The 16,260-nt window shown below is 33.6% G+C and carries 11 protein-coding genes and 1 pseudogene; 10 read left to right on the top strand and 2 right to left on the bottom strand.

The features are described 5' to 3' along the window. Positions 1 to 99 precede the first annotated feature (99 nt). The 5 genes from AC1M36_RS21415 to AC1M36_RS21395 all read left to right on the top strand — a co-directional run bounded on the left by AC1M36_RS21415 (position 100) and on the right by AC1M36_RS21395 (position 7,658). A complete protein-coding gene (locus tag AC1M36_RS21415; RefSeq protein ID WP_174101292.1) occupies positions 100 to 207 on the top strand; it encodes a GMP synthase (glutamine-hydrolyzing) in 108 nt (35 codons plus the stop codon). A gap of 459 nt (positions 208 to 666) precedes the next feature. Then, entirely contained in the window at positions 667 to 2,214 is a 1,548-nt protein-coding gene (locus AC1M36_RS21410) for a type I restriction-modification system subunit M (protein ID WP_479846164.1), read from the top strand. Beyond that, positions 2,211 to 3,446: a restriction endonuclease subunit S gene (locus tag AC1M36_RS21405; RefSeq protein WP_479846163.1), complete on the top strand. Its 1,236-nt coding sequence runs from the start codon at positions 2,211 to 2,213 to the stop codon at positions 3,444 to 3,446. Before AC1M36_RS21410 ends, AC1M36_RS21405 begins: the two co-directional genes overlap by 4 nt. A gap of 1 nt (position 3,447) precedes the next feature. Beyond that, positions 3,448 to 4,557, top strand: a complete 1,110-nt coding sequence (locus AC1M36_RS21400) for an AAA family ATPase (protein ID WP_479846162.1) — start codon at positions 3,448 to 3,450, stop codon at positions 4,555 to 4,557. A gap of 2 nt (positions 4,558 to 4,559) precedes the next feature. Next, the gene (locus tag AC1M36_RS21395) at positions 4,560 to 7,658 is read left to right on the top strand and encodes a type I restriction endonuclease subunit R (RefSeq protein ID WP_479846161.1); all 3,099 of its coding nucleotides are present in this window, start codon (positions 4,560 to 4,562) and stop codon (positions 7,656 to 7,658) included. A gap of 107 nt (positions 7,659 to 7,765) precedes the next feature. Here the strand turns inward: AC1M36_RS21395 and AC1M36_RS21390 are convergent, their stop codons facing one another. Then, positions 7,766 to 8,449: a hypothetical protein gene (locus AC1M36_RS21390; RefSeq protein WP_479846160.1), complete on the bottom strand. Its 684-nt coding sequence runs from the start codon at positions 8,447 to 8,449 to the stop codon at positions 7,766 to 7,768. Positions 8,450 to 8,803: 354 nt separating this feature from the next. On the opposite strand from AC1M36_RS21390, the gene topB reads away from it, so the two are divergent. Together topB and AC1M36_RS21380 are read left to right on the top strand one after the other, a co-directional pair. Next, the gene (gene topB, locus AC1M36_RS21385; protein ID WP_479846159.1) at positions 8,804 to 10,993 is read left to right on the top strand and encodes a DNA topoisomerase III; all 2,190 of its coding nucleotides are present in this window, start codon (positions 8,804 to 8,806) and stop codon (positions 10,991 to 10,993) included. A gap of 294 nt (positions 10,994 to 11,287) precedes the next feature. Further along, positions 11,288 to 11,947 carry a hypothetical protein gene (locus AC1M36_RS21380; RefSeq protein WP_479846158.1) on the top strand — a complete coding sequence of 220 codons (660 nt, stop codon included), beginning with the start codon at positions 11,288 to 11,290 and terminating at the stop codon, positions 11,945 to 11,947. A gap of 477 nt (positions 11,948 to 12,424) precedes the next feature. Here AC1M36_RS21380 and AC1M36_RS21375 read toward each other — a convergent pair. Continuing rightward, positions 12,425 to 12,742 (bottom strand): annotated as a pseudogene (locus AC1M36_RS21375) (toprim domain-containing protein); the annotation flags it as partial. Between the two features lie 825 nt (positions 12,743 to 13,567). Between AC1M36_RS21375 and AC1M36_RS21370 the strand changes: the two are divergent. From AC1M36_RS21370 to AC1M36_RS21360, 3 genes are read left to right on the top strand one after another with little or no spacing between them, the layout of a single operon-like run. Beyond that, on the top strand, positions 13,568 to 14,521 hold the full coding sequence (locus tag AC1M36_RS21370; RefSeq protein ID WP_336453256.1) for an ABC transporter permease: 954 nt from the start codon (positions 13,568 to 13,570) through the stop codon (positions 14,519 to 14,521). Positions 14,522 to 14,528: 7 nt separating this feature from the next. Beyond that, positions 14,529 to 15,482, top strand: a complete 954-nt coding sequence (locus AC1M36_RS21365) for an iron chelate uptake ABC transporter family permease subunit (RefSeq protein ID WP_479846192.1) — start codon at positions 14,529 to 14,531, stop codon at positions 15,480 to 15,482. Then, the gene (locus AC1M36_RS21360) at positions 15,476 to 16,234 is read left to right on the top strand and encodes an iron ABC transporter ATP-binding protein (RefSeq protein ID WP_336453258.1); all 759 of its coding nucleotides are present in this window, start codon (positions 15,476 to 15,478) and stop codon (positions 16,232 to 16,234) included. The genes AC1M36_RS21365 and AC1M36_RS21360 overlap by 7 nt, the downstream gene beginning before the upstream one ends. Positions 16,235 to 16,260 lie beyond the last annotated feature (26 nt).

The following is a 16,260-nucleotide window of genomic DNA, read 5'->3' as shown; positions in this document are numbered from 1 at the left end:
CACACACTTTGAAAAAGTTTGATAAAAATGTGTGGGTTTTAATTTTGGATTCCTTAAGTTTTTATAAAAATGATTGAACATTTTATGTGGCCTACTTAAATAAATGCAGTTGTCAGTTTAATTACATTCCTTCATGATATAGCGCATATCGACTGCATCGTGTATGACATTACTTCTAAGCCACCAGCAACTATCGAGTGGGAATAATCTAGTGACACCTTACACATCCCAAAACGTTGATTTTGCGCTGTTTAGGTAAAACTCATAAGACTTAACGAAACCAAAATTCACTTGAATTGTCTCCAAGATTGTCGCCAAAAACTCTCACCGAATGATTGTCGGTGGGAGTTTTTATTTTAGGCTTTAGCCAGTCGAGTGCGTGAAACGCGCAAAACATAAATCCACCTGCTATGAAGTGACCTCATAAAGTTAGACATTATCTAACTATTGAAGGTGCAGTTCATAGGACGGGTGGTTCTGATTATGGCTGAAAATGTAGACAGATTGTAGACATGTGATTGCAGGAGAAGGATCTACCGAAGTATTATATACAAATGTCACGGTGGCATGGTGTATAATGTGGAGGTACAATCGTGTCATTAGAACCTATCTATCTAGAATTGCTGTTATAATCAATGTATAAGAAGAAAAATTGGAGGTATACAAATGTCAATTGCAGCACAACGTTCAGAATTACAATCCCAAATCTGGAAAATAGCCAATGATGTCCGTGGCTCAGTAGATGGATGGGATTTTAAACAATATGTTTTAGGAATGCTTTTTTATCGTTTCATTAGCGAAAACTTTTCTAGTTATATTGAAGCTGGAGATGAAAGTGTCATTTATGCAGAACTTCCAGATGATATTATAACGAAAGAAATCAAAGAGGATGCCATTAAAACAAAAGGGTATTTCATATATCCAAGTCAGCTGTTTGTTAATATTGCGAAAACCGCCAACACAAATGAAATCTTGAATACAGATTTAGCAGCGATATTTGCTGCTATTGAAAGTTCAGCAAATGGTTATCCATCTGAACTAGATATTAAAGGATTATTCGCTGATTTCGACACCACAAGTAATAGACTGGGTAATACTGTGAAAGACAAAAACAGTCGTTTAGCTGCTGTCATTAAAGGTGTTGCAGGGCTTAATTTTGGTAAATTTGAAGATAATCAAATTGACCTTTTTGGTGATGCCTATGAGTTTTTAATCTCTAATTATGCTGCCAATGCAGGGAAATCTGGAGGAGAATTCTTCACACCTCAGCATGTATCAAAACTTATAGCTCAATTAGCAATACACAAGCAAACAACAATCAATAAAATTTATGACCCTGCAGCCGGTTCGGGTTCACTTTTGTTACAAGCAAAAAAACACTTTGATGCTCATATTATCGAAGATGGGTTTTATGGACAGGAGATTAATCATACAACTTACAACCTTGCTCGTATGAATATGTTTTTACACAATATAAACTACGATAAGTTTAATATTGCTTTAGGAAATACGCTTTTAGATCCTAACTTTGGTGATGACAAGCCTTTTGATGCGATTGTATCTAATCCACCTTATTCCGTAAAGTGGATTGGCAGTGATGACCCAACCCTGATTAACGATGAACGTTTTGCTCCTGCAGGCGTATTAGCCCCAAAATCTAAAGCGGATTTTGCCTTTGTGCTTCATGCGCTTAGTTACCTTTCAAGTAAAGGTCGTGCTGCTATCGTTTGCTTTCCTGGTATTTTTTATCGCGGTGGTACAGAGCAAAAAATTAGAAAGTATCTGATTGATAATAACTTTGTTGAAACGGTTATTTCATTAGCGCCTAAACTTTTTTACGGGACTTCAATAGCGGTTAATATCTTGGTTCTTTCTAAGCATAAGAGCGATAATAAAACACAATTTATTGATGCAAGTGGAGTAGATTTCTATAAAAAAGGAACCAATAATAACATACTTACAGATCAACATATTGAAAAAATTATGAAAATGTTTGACAGCAAAGAAGATGTTGATCACATTGCAAAATCCGTTGATTATGATGCCATCGTTCAAAATGATTACAACCTATCTGTGAGCTCCTATGTGGAAGCAAAAGACACAAGGGAGGTCATCGATATAAATAAGCTGAATGCAGAGATAAAAACGACTGTAGCAAAGATAGAGCAACTTCGTGCTGAAATTGATGAGATTATTGAGGTGATTGAATCATGATTAAGCCGAATTATATGGAGAAATTGCTTGATGGGGTTGAGGTTGAGTGGAAGACGTTGGAAAATGTAGCTATTAAGATTTCATCTGGTGGAACTCCTCGCACGAGTGTTTCAGAATACTATGATGGTGAGATTCCTTGGCTCCGCACTCAAGAAGTGGATTTTGGTGAGATTTGGGATACTGGTGTAAAAATTACAGAATTAGGCTTGGAAAATTCCAGCGCAAAAATGATTCCTGCAAACTGTGTGATTATTGCAATGTATGGGGCAACAGTTGGAAAAGTAGGTATTAATAAGATACCTTTGTCTACAAATCAGGCTTGTGCCAATATTCAACTTGATGATAAGGTCGCAGATTATCGTTATGTTTTTCATTATCTTACAAGCAAATATAATCATATAAAATCACTTGGTTCTGGCTCACAAACGAACATTAATGCACAAATAGTAAAAAATTACCCCATACCCATCCCACCTCTTAAAGTTCAGGAAGAAATCGTCCGTATTTTAGACATCTTCACAGAGCTTACAGCAGAGCTTATAGCAGAGCTTACAGCAGAGCTTACAGCTCGTGAAAAGCAATATGAATATTATCGTGAAAAGTTGTTAACTTTTAACGAGGGTGAAGTTGAGTGGAAGACGTTGGGAGATGTAGGCGAATTTACACGAGGCAAGAGGTTTGTAAAAACCGACATACTTTCAGAGGGTTTCCCATGTATTCATTATGGTGAAATGTATACGCATTATAATATCTGGGCGGAAAAGACAAAATCGTTTGTTAGTGATGATTTAGCTTCAAAGCTAAGAGTTGCAGATCATGGTGATGTGGTAATTGTTTCCGCTGGCGAAACGATTGAAGATATTGGAAAAGGCACTGCATGGCTTGGTAATACAGGGGTTGCTATTCATGATGCTTGTTTTTCATATAGAAGTTCTTTGAATCCTAAATATGTTTCATACTTTACAAGAACCAAGCAATTTCATAATCAAATTAAAAAACATATATCTTCGGGGAAAATCTCGGCAATTAATGCGAACGGTTTGAGTAAAACAATAATTCCCATCCCACCCTTTGAAGAACAAGACCGTATCGTATCTATTTTAGACAAATTCGATGCCATGACATCATCAATTACTGAGGATTTGCCTCGTGAAATAGAGTTGCGTCAAAAGCAATATGAATATTATCGTAATATGCTTCTTACCTTTCCAAAAGAGGAGGTAAAGGCGTAATATGGGTGTTTCATTAATTGATATTGCAAAAACGTTAAAAGATAACGATAAAAAAGTTCAATTAATTTATGGCTTTAATGGAAATGGAAAAACCAGACTTTCAAAAGAATTTAGATTGTTGGTTGCACCTAAAAACGATGCAGAGACGGACGAAACGGGGCTAGCCACCAAAAAAATCATATACTACAACGCTTTTACGGAAGATTTGTTCTATTGGGACAATGATCTAGCAAATGATGTTGAATTAAAACTTAAAATTCATACCAATTCTTTTACTGAATGGGTGCTTAAAGAACAGGGACAAGATCAAAATGTCATTAGTCATTTTCAGAATTATACCGATCGTACATTAACACCTAAGTTCAATTCGGATTTCTCGGAAGTTACATTTTCTTATGAACGGGGAAATGAAGAACCTTCTCCAAATATTAAGGTTTCAAAAGGTGAGGAAAGCAGCTTTGTTTGGAGTGTTTTTTATAGCTTGCTTAACCAAGTGATTGATGTATTAAATATAGCTGAGCCAAGTGAACGAGAAACAGATCAACTTAATCAGTTGAAATATGTGTTTATTGATGATCCTGTAACTTCATTAGACGATAACCATTTAATTCAGCTAGCTGTAGACTTGGCTCAATTGATCAAAAGAAGTGAATCTAGAACACTAAAGTTTATTATTACAACACACAATCCTATTTTTTATAATGTGCTTCATAATGAATTCAATACAAAGACCTGCTACATGCTAGGTCGTCTAGAAGATGGTACTTTTGTATTAGAAGAAAAAGAAGGTGACTCCAATAGGGGGTTTTCTTATCATTTGCATTTGAAGAAGGTTTTAGAAGAAGCCATTGAGAATAATCAAGTGCAAAAATATCATTTCACTCTCTTAAGAAATCTATATGAAAAAACAGCTGCTTTTCTTGGTTTTAAGAAATGGTCAAGCTTACTACCTGGTGACAAACAAGCTTATTATAATCGTATTATGCACTTTACAACTCATTCCACACTAGCGAATGAAGGTGTAGCTGAACCATCTCCACAAGAAAAACAAACTGTTAGACTTTTGCTTAACCATTTGACAGATACCTATAAATTTTGGAAGGAGGCATAAAGATGAGCGACTACAAACCCATCGCAGAATCAAATCACTATATAGTTTTAGATAAGTATACCAAGATAGCAGAACAAGGTGTTGGCTATCAAACGGAAGCTAATTTAGAACGAGAACTGATTCAAGATTTAGTAAATCAAGGTTATGAACATCTACCAAGTGTAACCACTCCTGAAAAAATGCTTGCTAATGTCCGAGTGCAACTGCAAGGTCTTAATCGTGTACAATTTTCAGACGCTGAATGGATTAGATTTTGTGAGCAGTTTTTAGATAAACCGAGTGATAACCACATTGATAAAACCCGTAAAGTTCATAACGATTATATATATGATTTTGTCTTTGATGATGGGCATATTCAGAACATCTACCTAGTAGACAAGAACAATATTGCCAACAATAAAGTGCAGGTCATTTCCCAATTTGAACAGAAAGGAACGCATGCGAATCGATATGATGTTACCATCTTAGTCAATGGCTTACCGTTTGTGCAAGTCGAGCTTAAAAAGCGTGGGATTGCGATTCGTGAAGCCTTTAATCAGGTTCATCGATACAGTAAAGAGAGTTTCAATTCAGAAAGCTCTCTCTTTAAATATTTGCAGATTTTTGTAATATCTAATGGTACAGATAGCCGTTATTTTGCAAATACGACTAAACGTGGTAAGAATAGTTTTGATTTCACTATGAATTGGGCAAAATCGGATAATATCCTAATTAAAGATATAAAAGATTTCACAGCTACATTTTTTCAAAAAGATACTTTATTGAATGTACTATTGAAATATTCCGTATTTGATTCGAGCGACAACCTGCTGGTTATGCGACCCTATCAAATTGCCGCAGCAGAAAGAATATTATGGAAAATCAAGAGTGCATACCAAGCAAAAAAATGGAGTACCATTGAAAGCGGCGGATATATTTGGCATACAACAGGTTCGGGAAAAACACTTACGAGTTTTAAAGCAGCTCGCTTGGCTACTGAACTGGATTTTATCGATAAAGTATTTTTTGTTGTAGATCGGAAAGACCTGGATTTTCAGACGATGAAAGAGTATCAGCGTTTTTCTCCTGATAGTGTTAATGGTTCAGAAAGTACCGCAGGATTAAAACGCAACATTGAAAAAGATGATAATAAAATTATTGTGACGACGATTCAAAAACTGAATAACCTAATGAAAAGCGAAACAGAGTTACCTATATATAATAAGCAAGTGGTATTTATTTTTGATGAAGCTCACCGTTCACAATTTGGTGAAGCTCAAAAAAATATCAAGAAAAAGTTTAAGAAGTTCTATCAATTTGGATTTACAGGCACGCCTATTTTTCCAGAAAATGCGTTAGGTTCTGAAACGACTGCTTCTGTCTTTGGTCGAGAGGTACACTCTTATGTAATTACGGATGCCATTAGAGATGAAAAGGTTTTAAAGTTCAAAGTAGATTATAACGATGTACGTCCCAAGTTCAAATCGATCGAAAAAGAACAGGACGAGAAAAAGCTATCGGCAGCAGAAAATAAAGAAGCACTACTGCATCCTGAACGCATCAAAGAAATTTCTCAATATATTCTTAATAATTTTAGAGTAAAAACCCATCGTCTAAACGCGAATGGAAAAGGATTTAATGCCATGTTTGCTGTGAGCAGTGTTGACGCAGCCAAACTCTACTATGAATCATTAAATAAATTACAACAAGGAAGCAATAACACCCTTAAGATTGCTACAATCTTCTCCTTTGCTGCTAATGAAGAGCAAACTGCGATAGGTGAAATTCTTGATGAAACTTTTGAACCTTCAGCAATGGATAGTAGTGCAAAAGAGTTTTTAAGTTCAGCCATCAAAGACTACAATGCGATGTTTAAAACCAATTATGGCGTAGAAAGTAAAGAGTTTCAAAATTATTATCGAGACCTTGCTAAACGAGTAAAAGACAAAGAAATTGATTTGTTAATTGTTGTTGGAATGTTTTTAACTGGTTTTGATGCACCTACATTAAATACTTTATTTGTTGATAAAAATCTTAAGTATCATGGTTTAATGCAAGCTTATTCGAGAACAAATCGTATTTATGATTCCACCAAAACTTTTGGGAATATTGTTACTTTTAGAGATTTAGAACAAGCAACCATAGACGCTATTACTCGTTTTGGAGATAAAAGCACTAAAAATGTAGTACTGGAAAAAAGCTACAAAGAGTATATGGAAGGATTCACTGATGTGGCAACAGGTGAAGCCCGTCGTGGTTATGTAGACGTAGTAAAAGAATTAAAGGAACGTTATCCTAATGTTGATGAGATTGTTACTGAAAGGGATAAGAAAGAATTTGCTAAACTTTTTGGGGAATATTTGCGTATTGAAAATATCCTACAGAACTATGATGAATTTTCAGGTTTAAAAGCTTTACAAACAGTAGATCTGACTGACCCTAAAGCTTTAGAAGATTTTAAGTCTACTCACTATGTAACGGATGAAGATATAGCTGTTATGCAAGAGATTCAAGTGTTAGAAGAAAGAGCTGTTCAAGATTATCGTTCTTCATATAATGATATTCGTGATTGGCTTCGTCGTGAAAAAACTGGAAATGAAAAAGGAAATGCCTCTATTGATTGGGATGATGTTGTCTTTGAGGTAGATCTTTTAAAATCCCAAGAGATCAATTTAGATTACATTCTTGAACTTATTTTTGAGCATAACAAAAAAGTAAAAGATAAAGCATCCTTGGTTGAAGAAGTTCGTCGCTTAATTCGCTCTAGTGTAGGAAATCGTGCAAAAGAAAGCTTGGTAGTTGATTTTATCAATCAAGCTGATTTAGATAGTATTCAAGATAAAGCAAGTATTATTGATGCCTTTTTCTCATTTGCTCAAACTGAGCAAAAACGTGAAGCAGAAGAATTGATTAGTACTGAAAATCTTAATGAAGAAGCTGCAAAAAGATATTTTTTAGCTTCATTAAAAAGAGAATATGCCAGTGAAAATGGAACGGAGCTTAATGAAGTTCTTCCTAAAATGAGTCCTCTTAATCCTCAGTATTTAACAAAAAAGCGGAGCGTTTTTCAGAAAATCTCAGTTTTTGTAGATAAGTTCAAGGGAGTAGGTGGAAAGATTTAATAAATCTAAAATAGCGGTTAAACACCAGAATATTTTAGTCTCATTCTAAAGGAACAAAATTGCATTGGTGGTGGTGTAGAATTATTTCAGTCTACATCATCACCTTTTTATTTTCCGCTAAAATTGTATTTGTTAATCACCTCAAGCTCTATCGTTTGCACTCTTTTTAATTCTGTAATGTATGACAAGGAAGATTCTACCAACAATTTTAACGTATGTTCATCTAATGTCCATGGCTCACCTTTCATTTCTTTAGTTATCAAAGTCCCGAATTTCTTATAATCTGAAATAATTATATTGCGAGCCCTTAATCCCAATGAATCCTCGTTCGGAATAAATTTCAGAAGAAATCTAGTTAAACGTGAGACAAAATTATTTAATTTCTTATCTAGTTTCTTCAGAGATTCCCCTTCTTGCATTATGAAATCTACAAATAAACTATGAATTTGTTTTCCGCACTTATAGTAAAGAAATTCAATTGCGTTTTTTTGTATGGATTCATATTCTTCAAAAATATCATCTTCTTTAAGATTATAAAAATGAGAAAAAATACTTAATTGACTATTAAGAAATTTAGGCATCTCTATTTCACCAACCACAAATATTTGCCAATATGAGTGATATTCAGCATACGGAACATAGTCGAACAGCACGTTATTATATAGTTTTTTTAATTCGTCATCATCCCCATATAAAACATCAATAAGAAGTTTTATAAATAAAACTTTAGATAGGTCACTATTTTCAAAATCTCCCCATAGTAATTTGCGTTTATCCTTTTTGAATCCCAACTCCTTTGTTAAATGTACTAATAGTGATTCAGATATTAGATTTGGATTTTTCTTGGAATAGGCTTTCCCTCCTGCAATATTTTTAATAATAGAAAGATCGTATTTTTCGTATCTTAGTTGCCTATCTTCTTTACTATCTTGAGTTAAATCCTTCTGATGTCCATCATAGTCAGCCTTATTTTCATAACCTGCTAAAATGAGGTTTATAGAGAGAATAAGAAATTAAGACAAGAAGTAGAGATTCTTAAACAAGCTATGTCAATTATGACTGCCAAATAGAGGGTGTTCCTTACTATTCTTCTTGAAAACTGTGGTATATTAAACGGTATATAGTTAGTAAAGGAGTTTGAATAAATGGCAAAGAGTGTAGTAATTGCTGAGAAACCATCAGTTGCACGTGATATAGCAAAAGTATTAAAGTGTACAAAAAAAGGTAATGGATTTTTAGAAGGTGACAAATACATAGTGACTTGGGCTCTTGGGCATTTAGTGACGCTCGCAGATCCTGAAGTTTATGATAATAAGTATAAAACATGGAATCTTGAAGATCTTCCAATGCTTCCAGAACGTATGAAATTAGTTGTTATAAAACAAACGGGAAAACAGTTTAATGCTGTGAGACATCAACTTAGTCGAAATGATGTTAATGAGGTGATTGTGGCTACCGATGCAGGGAGAGAGGGAGAATTAGTCGCACGTTGGATAATTGAAAAGGCTAAAGTGAATAAACCAATTAAACGTTTATGGATTTCTTCTGTTACTGATAAAGCAATTAAAGATGGATTCGCTAATTTAAAGCCAGGTAAAGCATACGACAATTTATATGCTTCAGCAGTTGCACGTTCAGAAGCTGACTGGTATATCGGTCTTAACGCGACTCGCGCTTTAACGACTCGCTTTAATGCCCAGCTGAATTGCGGCCGTGTGCAAACACCTACTGTCGCTATGATTGCTAATCGTGAAGATGAAATCAAGAACTTCAAAGCTCAGACTTACTACGGCATCGAAGCTCAAACAACGAATCAGTTAAAGCTAACTTGGCAAGATGCTAACGGTAATAGCCGCAGTTTTAATAAAGAAAAAATTGATGGCATTGTAAAAGGTTTAGATAAGCATAATGCTACTGTTGTGGAAATTGATAAAAAACAGAAGAAGTCATTCTCTCCTGGTCTTTATGATTTAACTGAATTACAACGTGATGCAAATAAAAAGTTCGGTTACTCTGCAAAAGAAACATTAAACATTATGCAGAAATTGTATGAGCAACATAAAGTGCTAACGTATCCTCGCACAGATTCACGCTATATTTCATCTGATATCGTTGGAACACTTCCAGAACGTCTAAAGGCGTGCGGAGTTGGAGAGTATCGTCCTTTAGCACATAAAGTATTACAAAAGCCTATCAAGTCTAATAAGTCATTTGTTGATGATAGTAAAGTAAGTGATCATCACGCAATTATTCCGACAGAAGGATACGTTAACTTCTCAGCCTTCACAGATAAAGAACGTAAAATTTATGATTTAGTTGTAAAACGTTTCTTAGCAGTTTTATTCCCAGCATTTGAATACGAGCAACTAACGTTACGCACAAAAGTTGGTAATGAAACGTTCATTGCACGCGGAAAAACTATTCTGCATGCCGGCTGGAAAGAAGTATATGAAAATCGCTTTGAAGATGATGATGTAACGGATGAAGTAAAAGAACAACTTCTACCTCGCATTGAAAAAGGCGATACATTAACTGTAAAGTTAATTATGCAAACATCAGGTCAAACAAAAGCACCTGCACGATTTAACGAAGCTACTTTACTTTCAGCAATGGAAAATCCTACAAAATATATGGATACACAAAATAAACAACTTGCTGATACGCTAAAATCAACTGGCGGATTAGGTACTGTAGCGACACGAGCTGATATTATCGACAAGCTATTCAATTCATTCTTAATTGAAAAACGTGGTAAAGATATTCACATTACTTCAAAAGGCCGTCAGTTACTTGATTTAGTGCCAGAAGAGTTAAAATCACCTACACTAACTGGTGAGTGGGAACAAAAGCTCGAGGCAATTGCAAAGGGTAAACTGAAAAAAGAAGTATTCATTTCAGAAATGAAGAACTATACGAAAGAAATTGTTTCTGAAATTAAATCGAGTGATAAAAAATATAAACATGACAACATTTCAACGAAGTCTTGTCCAGACTGCGGTAAACCGATGCTAGAGGTAAACGGCAAAAAAGGAAAGATGCTCGTTTGCCAAGACCGTGAATGTGGTCATCGTAAAAATGTATCTCGTACAACAAACGCTCGTTGTCCGCAATGTAAGAAGAAGTTAGAATTACGTGGTGAAGGTGCAGGACAAATCTTTGCATGTAAATGTGGCTATCGCGAGAAATTATCCACATTCCAAGAAAGACGTAAAAAAGAATCTGGAAACAAAGCTGATAAGCGCGATGTTCAAAAATATATGAAACAACAGAACAAAGAAGAAGAACCATTAAATAACCCATTCGCAGAAGCATTAAAGAAATTAAAATTTGATTAAATAAAAAGAATTGCCCATCTAAAGTTTTGATGGGCAATTCTTTTTTTATATGTGAATTTTGATCAAAAGATTTTCAAAAGAGATTCTTTGTTCATCGTATAATACGGATTTATGAGGTATTTTTAATCAAGATTTGTTAAAGAAATATAACAACAATAGGAGGTTTACACTTTTGTAATCAATTACACTTTTGTAATTGATTACAAAAGTGTAATTGAATTTAAATTTTAGTTGTATTATAATTAACTTATAAATTTTCGTTTGTTAAATAATTAATGTGGAGGGTATTATATTATGACTAAATTTAAAAATGACCTTGATTTAAACGATAATCATAATGAGATGAATGATGTTACAGGTTCATTTGAATCATTAATGGAATCATTAGAAGCATACCAAGGTTATATTGGAAAAAAAGTATCTGAACACGCATCTAATAAAGAATGGCAATCAGTAACAGAGTTATCTAACCAAGGGGAGAAAGTTGACTTATTTATAAAGAAGGTTCATGAATTAAAAAATGAATGGACTAATTTAATATTTGATGAAGAAGAGCAAGTAGATAGTGATGGAGCAAATAGAGAAGAGATTTCTGCAACAGCAAGAACTAGTTGGAAAATTACTGAGGGGAAAATTCGTATCGAAACTGTGAGAATTGAGGGTACACCATATTCTAATGTCATTCCACTAGCCTTATTTAAAGGTATTGTTTTTTGTGCCCTCAACTATGTAGAAAAACATAAATATGTAAAAACCACGAATGTATTAAACGACATGGGTAATGAAATCATGTCAAAGAGCGAGTATAAAAGGGCCCCGCGCATTCCCATTTACGCTACATTTAAAGTATTAATGAAAGAGAATCTTTTTAAGAATGACGAGGGAAACTCTCATAAGTATTTACTGGCTGGCTCAAGGGAACAGTTAATTAACTGGGTTGATAGCTTAAAATAATAATGAGTTGTTAAGAAGTTGATTCGAAAAATCGTTGAATGACGGTTTTTTTGGTCAGTTTCTTTTCATTTTTACTGTCTTTTACTTCTGTTGTGATTCATATCATTTAAAATCGGTCGTGATTTTTGAATAATACTATTATGAAATGATCAAACTTTATTTCAAAGTAACATTCAAACAAGGTATGCGATAATGTTAGCCTGTTTTATTCCTTTTTAATTAAAAAATTCTAAGTCCGTTTTAGTAAAACTTCTTTATAAAAACTAACTCCTTCACCAAGTTATATCCACTTATTTCGTTCAAAATTTTTCGAAATGGGTGGGTTTCTTCTATATAATATAAAAGAAGCGCGTAATTTAAGGATAAATTACGCGCTTCTTTTTATGTGCAATTGTAAAAGTATTAGATATCATTATTAACTTAAGGATGAAAGGTGTTTTAGGATTTATGTGCAGTTACACTTTATAGAGATAAATCACTGTCTGTAGCTACAATTACTTCATTTACATCCTTTCTGATCAGTTGGCTTTTAACAGCATTAAACTGTTTGCCAGTTTGTTTAATTACTGTCAATTTCAAACGCTCAGGTAACATTGGCAAATCTTCTAAATTCCACTTTTTGTATTTCACATCATAGCTTTCTGGATCTGCTAATGTAACAAGATGTCCTAAAGCCCAAGTAACGATATATTTATTACCTTCAAGATAACCATTTCCTTTTTTATCACACTTCAATACACGTGCAATATCACGTGCAACAGAAGGTTTTTCAGCAATTACAACACTTTTTGCCATATTTCAAACATCCTTTCAAATTTCCGTAAGTTAAATATAGCATACATCCTTTGCGGATTCAGTTATGCCGAAGATTCTAACCTTTTGTTATTAATTAAATACTCTACATCTTTAAATAGTTAAGATGTGAAAGTTTTTAGTATTTCGTATATAACAAAATAATTGTTTTTCTTTTTGAAAGGAAAAACAATTATTATGCAAAGTGGAAAAGTATCAAAGCGCGACGTCGCGAAGTATATGAAACAACAAAATTAAGATGATGAACCATGTAATCTTGCGTTAGCGGAAGTGTTGGCGAAAATTCAAGTTTGGTTCAAAAATATAAGAAAAAAGCCTGTTTTTCCTTACCTCAAAAGGGAATTGGGCTTTTTTATTAATCTTATAGACAGGGTAGGTTTCCTTATATGAATAAAAAAGCGATATAAATAAATGGTATGCGTTGACACTGTAAATGAATTTCATTATCATTAAAGGAGGTTGTCTGATTATTGCTAAAATGTCAGATATAAAATCAATTATTAAATATAGTAAAGTATAAGTTTAATTGATAATCAAAATCATTTGTATCCCGCATGAACGAGCAGTAATACTCCCACCTCAAAATTCTGTGAAAGCAAAGAAGTTAGGTGGAAGACAAACTGCATGTAAAAGCTCGATTGGTTCAACTAATAATCAGTGGGGGATGGAGAAAACCCACACTGATTAAAGTTTCACTTTATGTTTTATATCATTCTATGTATAGATGAGGGGGATAAAATGATAGGATTATAGTCTGTTTGAAATCAAATGATAACGATAGAATATAATCTGCACCATGAAGAAATTATGAAAAAAAGATATTTGTTTATCATGCTTATTGTTTTATCAATTGCGTCTATTTTTATCGGTGTAAAAGATATTAAGCCGACAGACATTTTACATTTAGATCAAGGACAGCTCCAAATTTTACTTGTTAGCAGATTACCGCGCTTAATTAGTATTATTGTAGCCGGTATTAGTTTAAGTATAAGTGGCTTAATTATGCAGCAATTGAGCAGAAATAAGTTTGTATCTCCAACAACTGCGGGGACGATGGATAGCGCAAAGTTAGGCGTTTTAGTTTCATTGTTGCTATTTACGTCAGCAAGCCCACTTGAAAAAATGTTGGTAGCATTTATTTTTGCGTTAGCGGGCACATTTTTATTTATGCAAATTTTAAAGAGAATTAAGTTTAAGGATACAATTTTCATTCCACTTGTTGGGATTATGTTTGGAAATATTATTAGTTCCATTACAACATTCTTTGCTTATAAATATGACTTAATTCAAAATATCAATTCATGGCTACAAGGTGACTTTTCAATGATTATGAAGGGAAGATATGAAATTTTATATTTAAGTATCCCGCTTGTGATCATTGCCTTTTTATACGCAAATCGTTTTACCGTTGCTGGAATGGGAGAAGATTTTGCAGCGAATTTAGGGATGAATTACAACCGTGTGCTAAATATCGGTCTCATTATCGTCGCTTTAGTCTCTGCATTGGTTGTCTTAACTGTCGGAATGATTCCATTTTTAGGGCTTATTATTCCAAACATTGTTTCGATTTACCGCGGGGATAATTTGAAAAATAGTTTGCCACATACTGCTTTACTCGGAGCAGTTTTCGTACTTGCTTGCGATATACTTGGTCGCGTCGTGATTTATCCGTACGAGATTTCTATCGGTCTTACAGTAGGGGTAATCGGAAGCGGAATCTTCCTTTATTTATTGATGAGGAGAAACGCATATGCAACATAGAAAACAAATAAATCATAAAAAAATGTTGGCAGTGCTTGCCATTTTATCAGTTATAGCCATTGGGATATTTTTATTTATTAACTTAAATATGAATACATTAGATTATGCATTGCCAAGAAGAGGAAAGAAATTGTTGGCAATGGTTATAACAGGCGGAGCAATTGCGTTTTCGTCTATGATTTTTCAAACAATTAGTAACAACCGTATTTTAACACCTAGTGTCATCGGTTTAGATTCACTTTATATGTTTATTCAAACATTTGTTGTGTTTGTGTTTGGATCACAGCATATCGCGATGATGAATACAAATATTAACTTTCTTATATCGATAAGTTTAATGGTTGTATTTTCGCTATTCCTTTATAAGTTTCTCTTCAAGAGGGAAGGCAACAATATTTACTTCTTATTGTTAATCGGATTAATATTTGGTACATTCTTCCAAAGTTTATCTTCCTTTATGCAAGTGCTCATTGATCCAAATGAATTTCAAATTGTACAAGGAAAAATGTTTGCTAGTGTAAATAACGTAAAAACAGAGTTACTTGTAACGTCTATTATCGGAATTGTATTAGTTATTGCATATGTGTATAAGGAACTGAAGTTATTAGATGTATTATCACTAGGAAGAGAAGAGGCTATTAATTTAGGTGTAGACTACGATAAAGTTGTGAAAAAACTGTTAATTGTAATTGCGATTCTAGTTTCTATTTCTACAGCATTAGTTGGACCAATTACATTTTTAGGATTACTTGTAGTTAACGTTGCACGTGAATGTTTACGTACATATCAGCACAAATATTTAATAGCAGGTTCTATCTTTATTAGTATTATTGCTCTAGTAGGAGGACAATTGATTGTTGAAAGATTGTTTGAATTTAATACAACTTTAAGTGTTATTGTGAATTTTGTTGGTGGAGTATACTTCATCTATCTTCTATTAAAGGAGAGCAAGACATGGTAGAAGTAAGAAATGTATCAAAACAATATGGAAATAAAAATGTTGTTGAGGATGTCTCTATTAAAATAGCAAAAGGGAAAATAACATCCTTTATTGGGCCGAATGGAGCTGGAAAAAGTACAGTTCTTTCGATGATAAGTAGGTTATTAAAAAAAGATTCTGGTGAAATTTATATAGAGGATAAAGAAATTGGCGAATGGAATAGTAATGAACTTGCCAAGAAAATCTCTATTTTAAAGCAAACAAATCATATTAATTTAAGACTTACAATTCGGGAATTAGTTAGCTTTGGAAGATTTCCATATTCACAAGGCAATCTATCAAAAGAAGATTGGAATCATATTGAAGAAGCAATCCGTTATATGGAGCTTGAAGATATTCAATATAAGTATTTAGATCAGCTCAGTGGTGGGCAACGGCAAAGAGCATATATTGCGATGGTCATTGCTCAAAATACAGAATACATTTTGCTAGATGAGCCGCTTAACAATTTAGATATGAAACATTCTGTCCAAATTATGAAAGTGCTGAGACGCTTAGTTGAAGAGCTTGGCAAAACAATTGTAATTGTCATTCATGATATTAACTTTGCTTCTTGTTACTCCGATCGCATCGTTGCTTTGAAAGATGGAAAAGTAATGAAAGAGGGAGCAACACATGAAATTATTGATCCGGTTGTTTTGAAAGATATTTACGATATGGATATTCATATTGAAAAAATAGCTGGCAATAATATATGTATTTATTTTTCATAGTGGAAGTTATTTTGATAGTAATAACT

The organism is Bacillus sp. Medicinal_06 (assembly GCF_056711665.1).
This window is presented reverse-complemented; position numbering and strand designations above follow the sequence as displayed.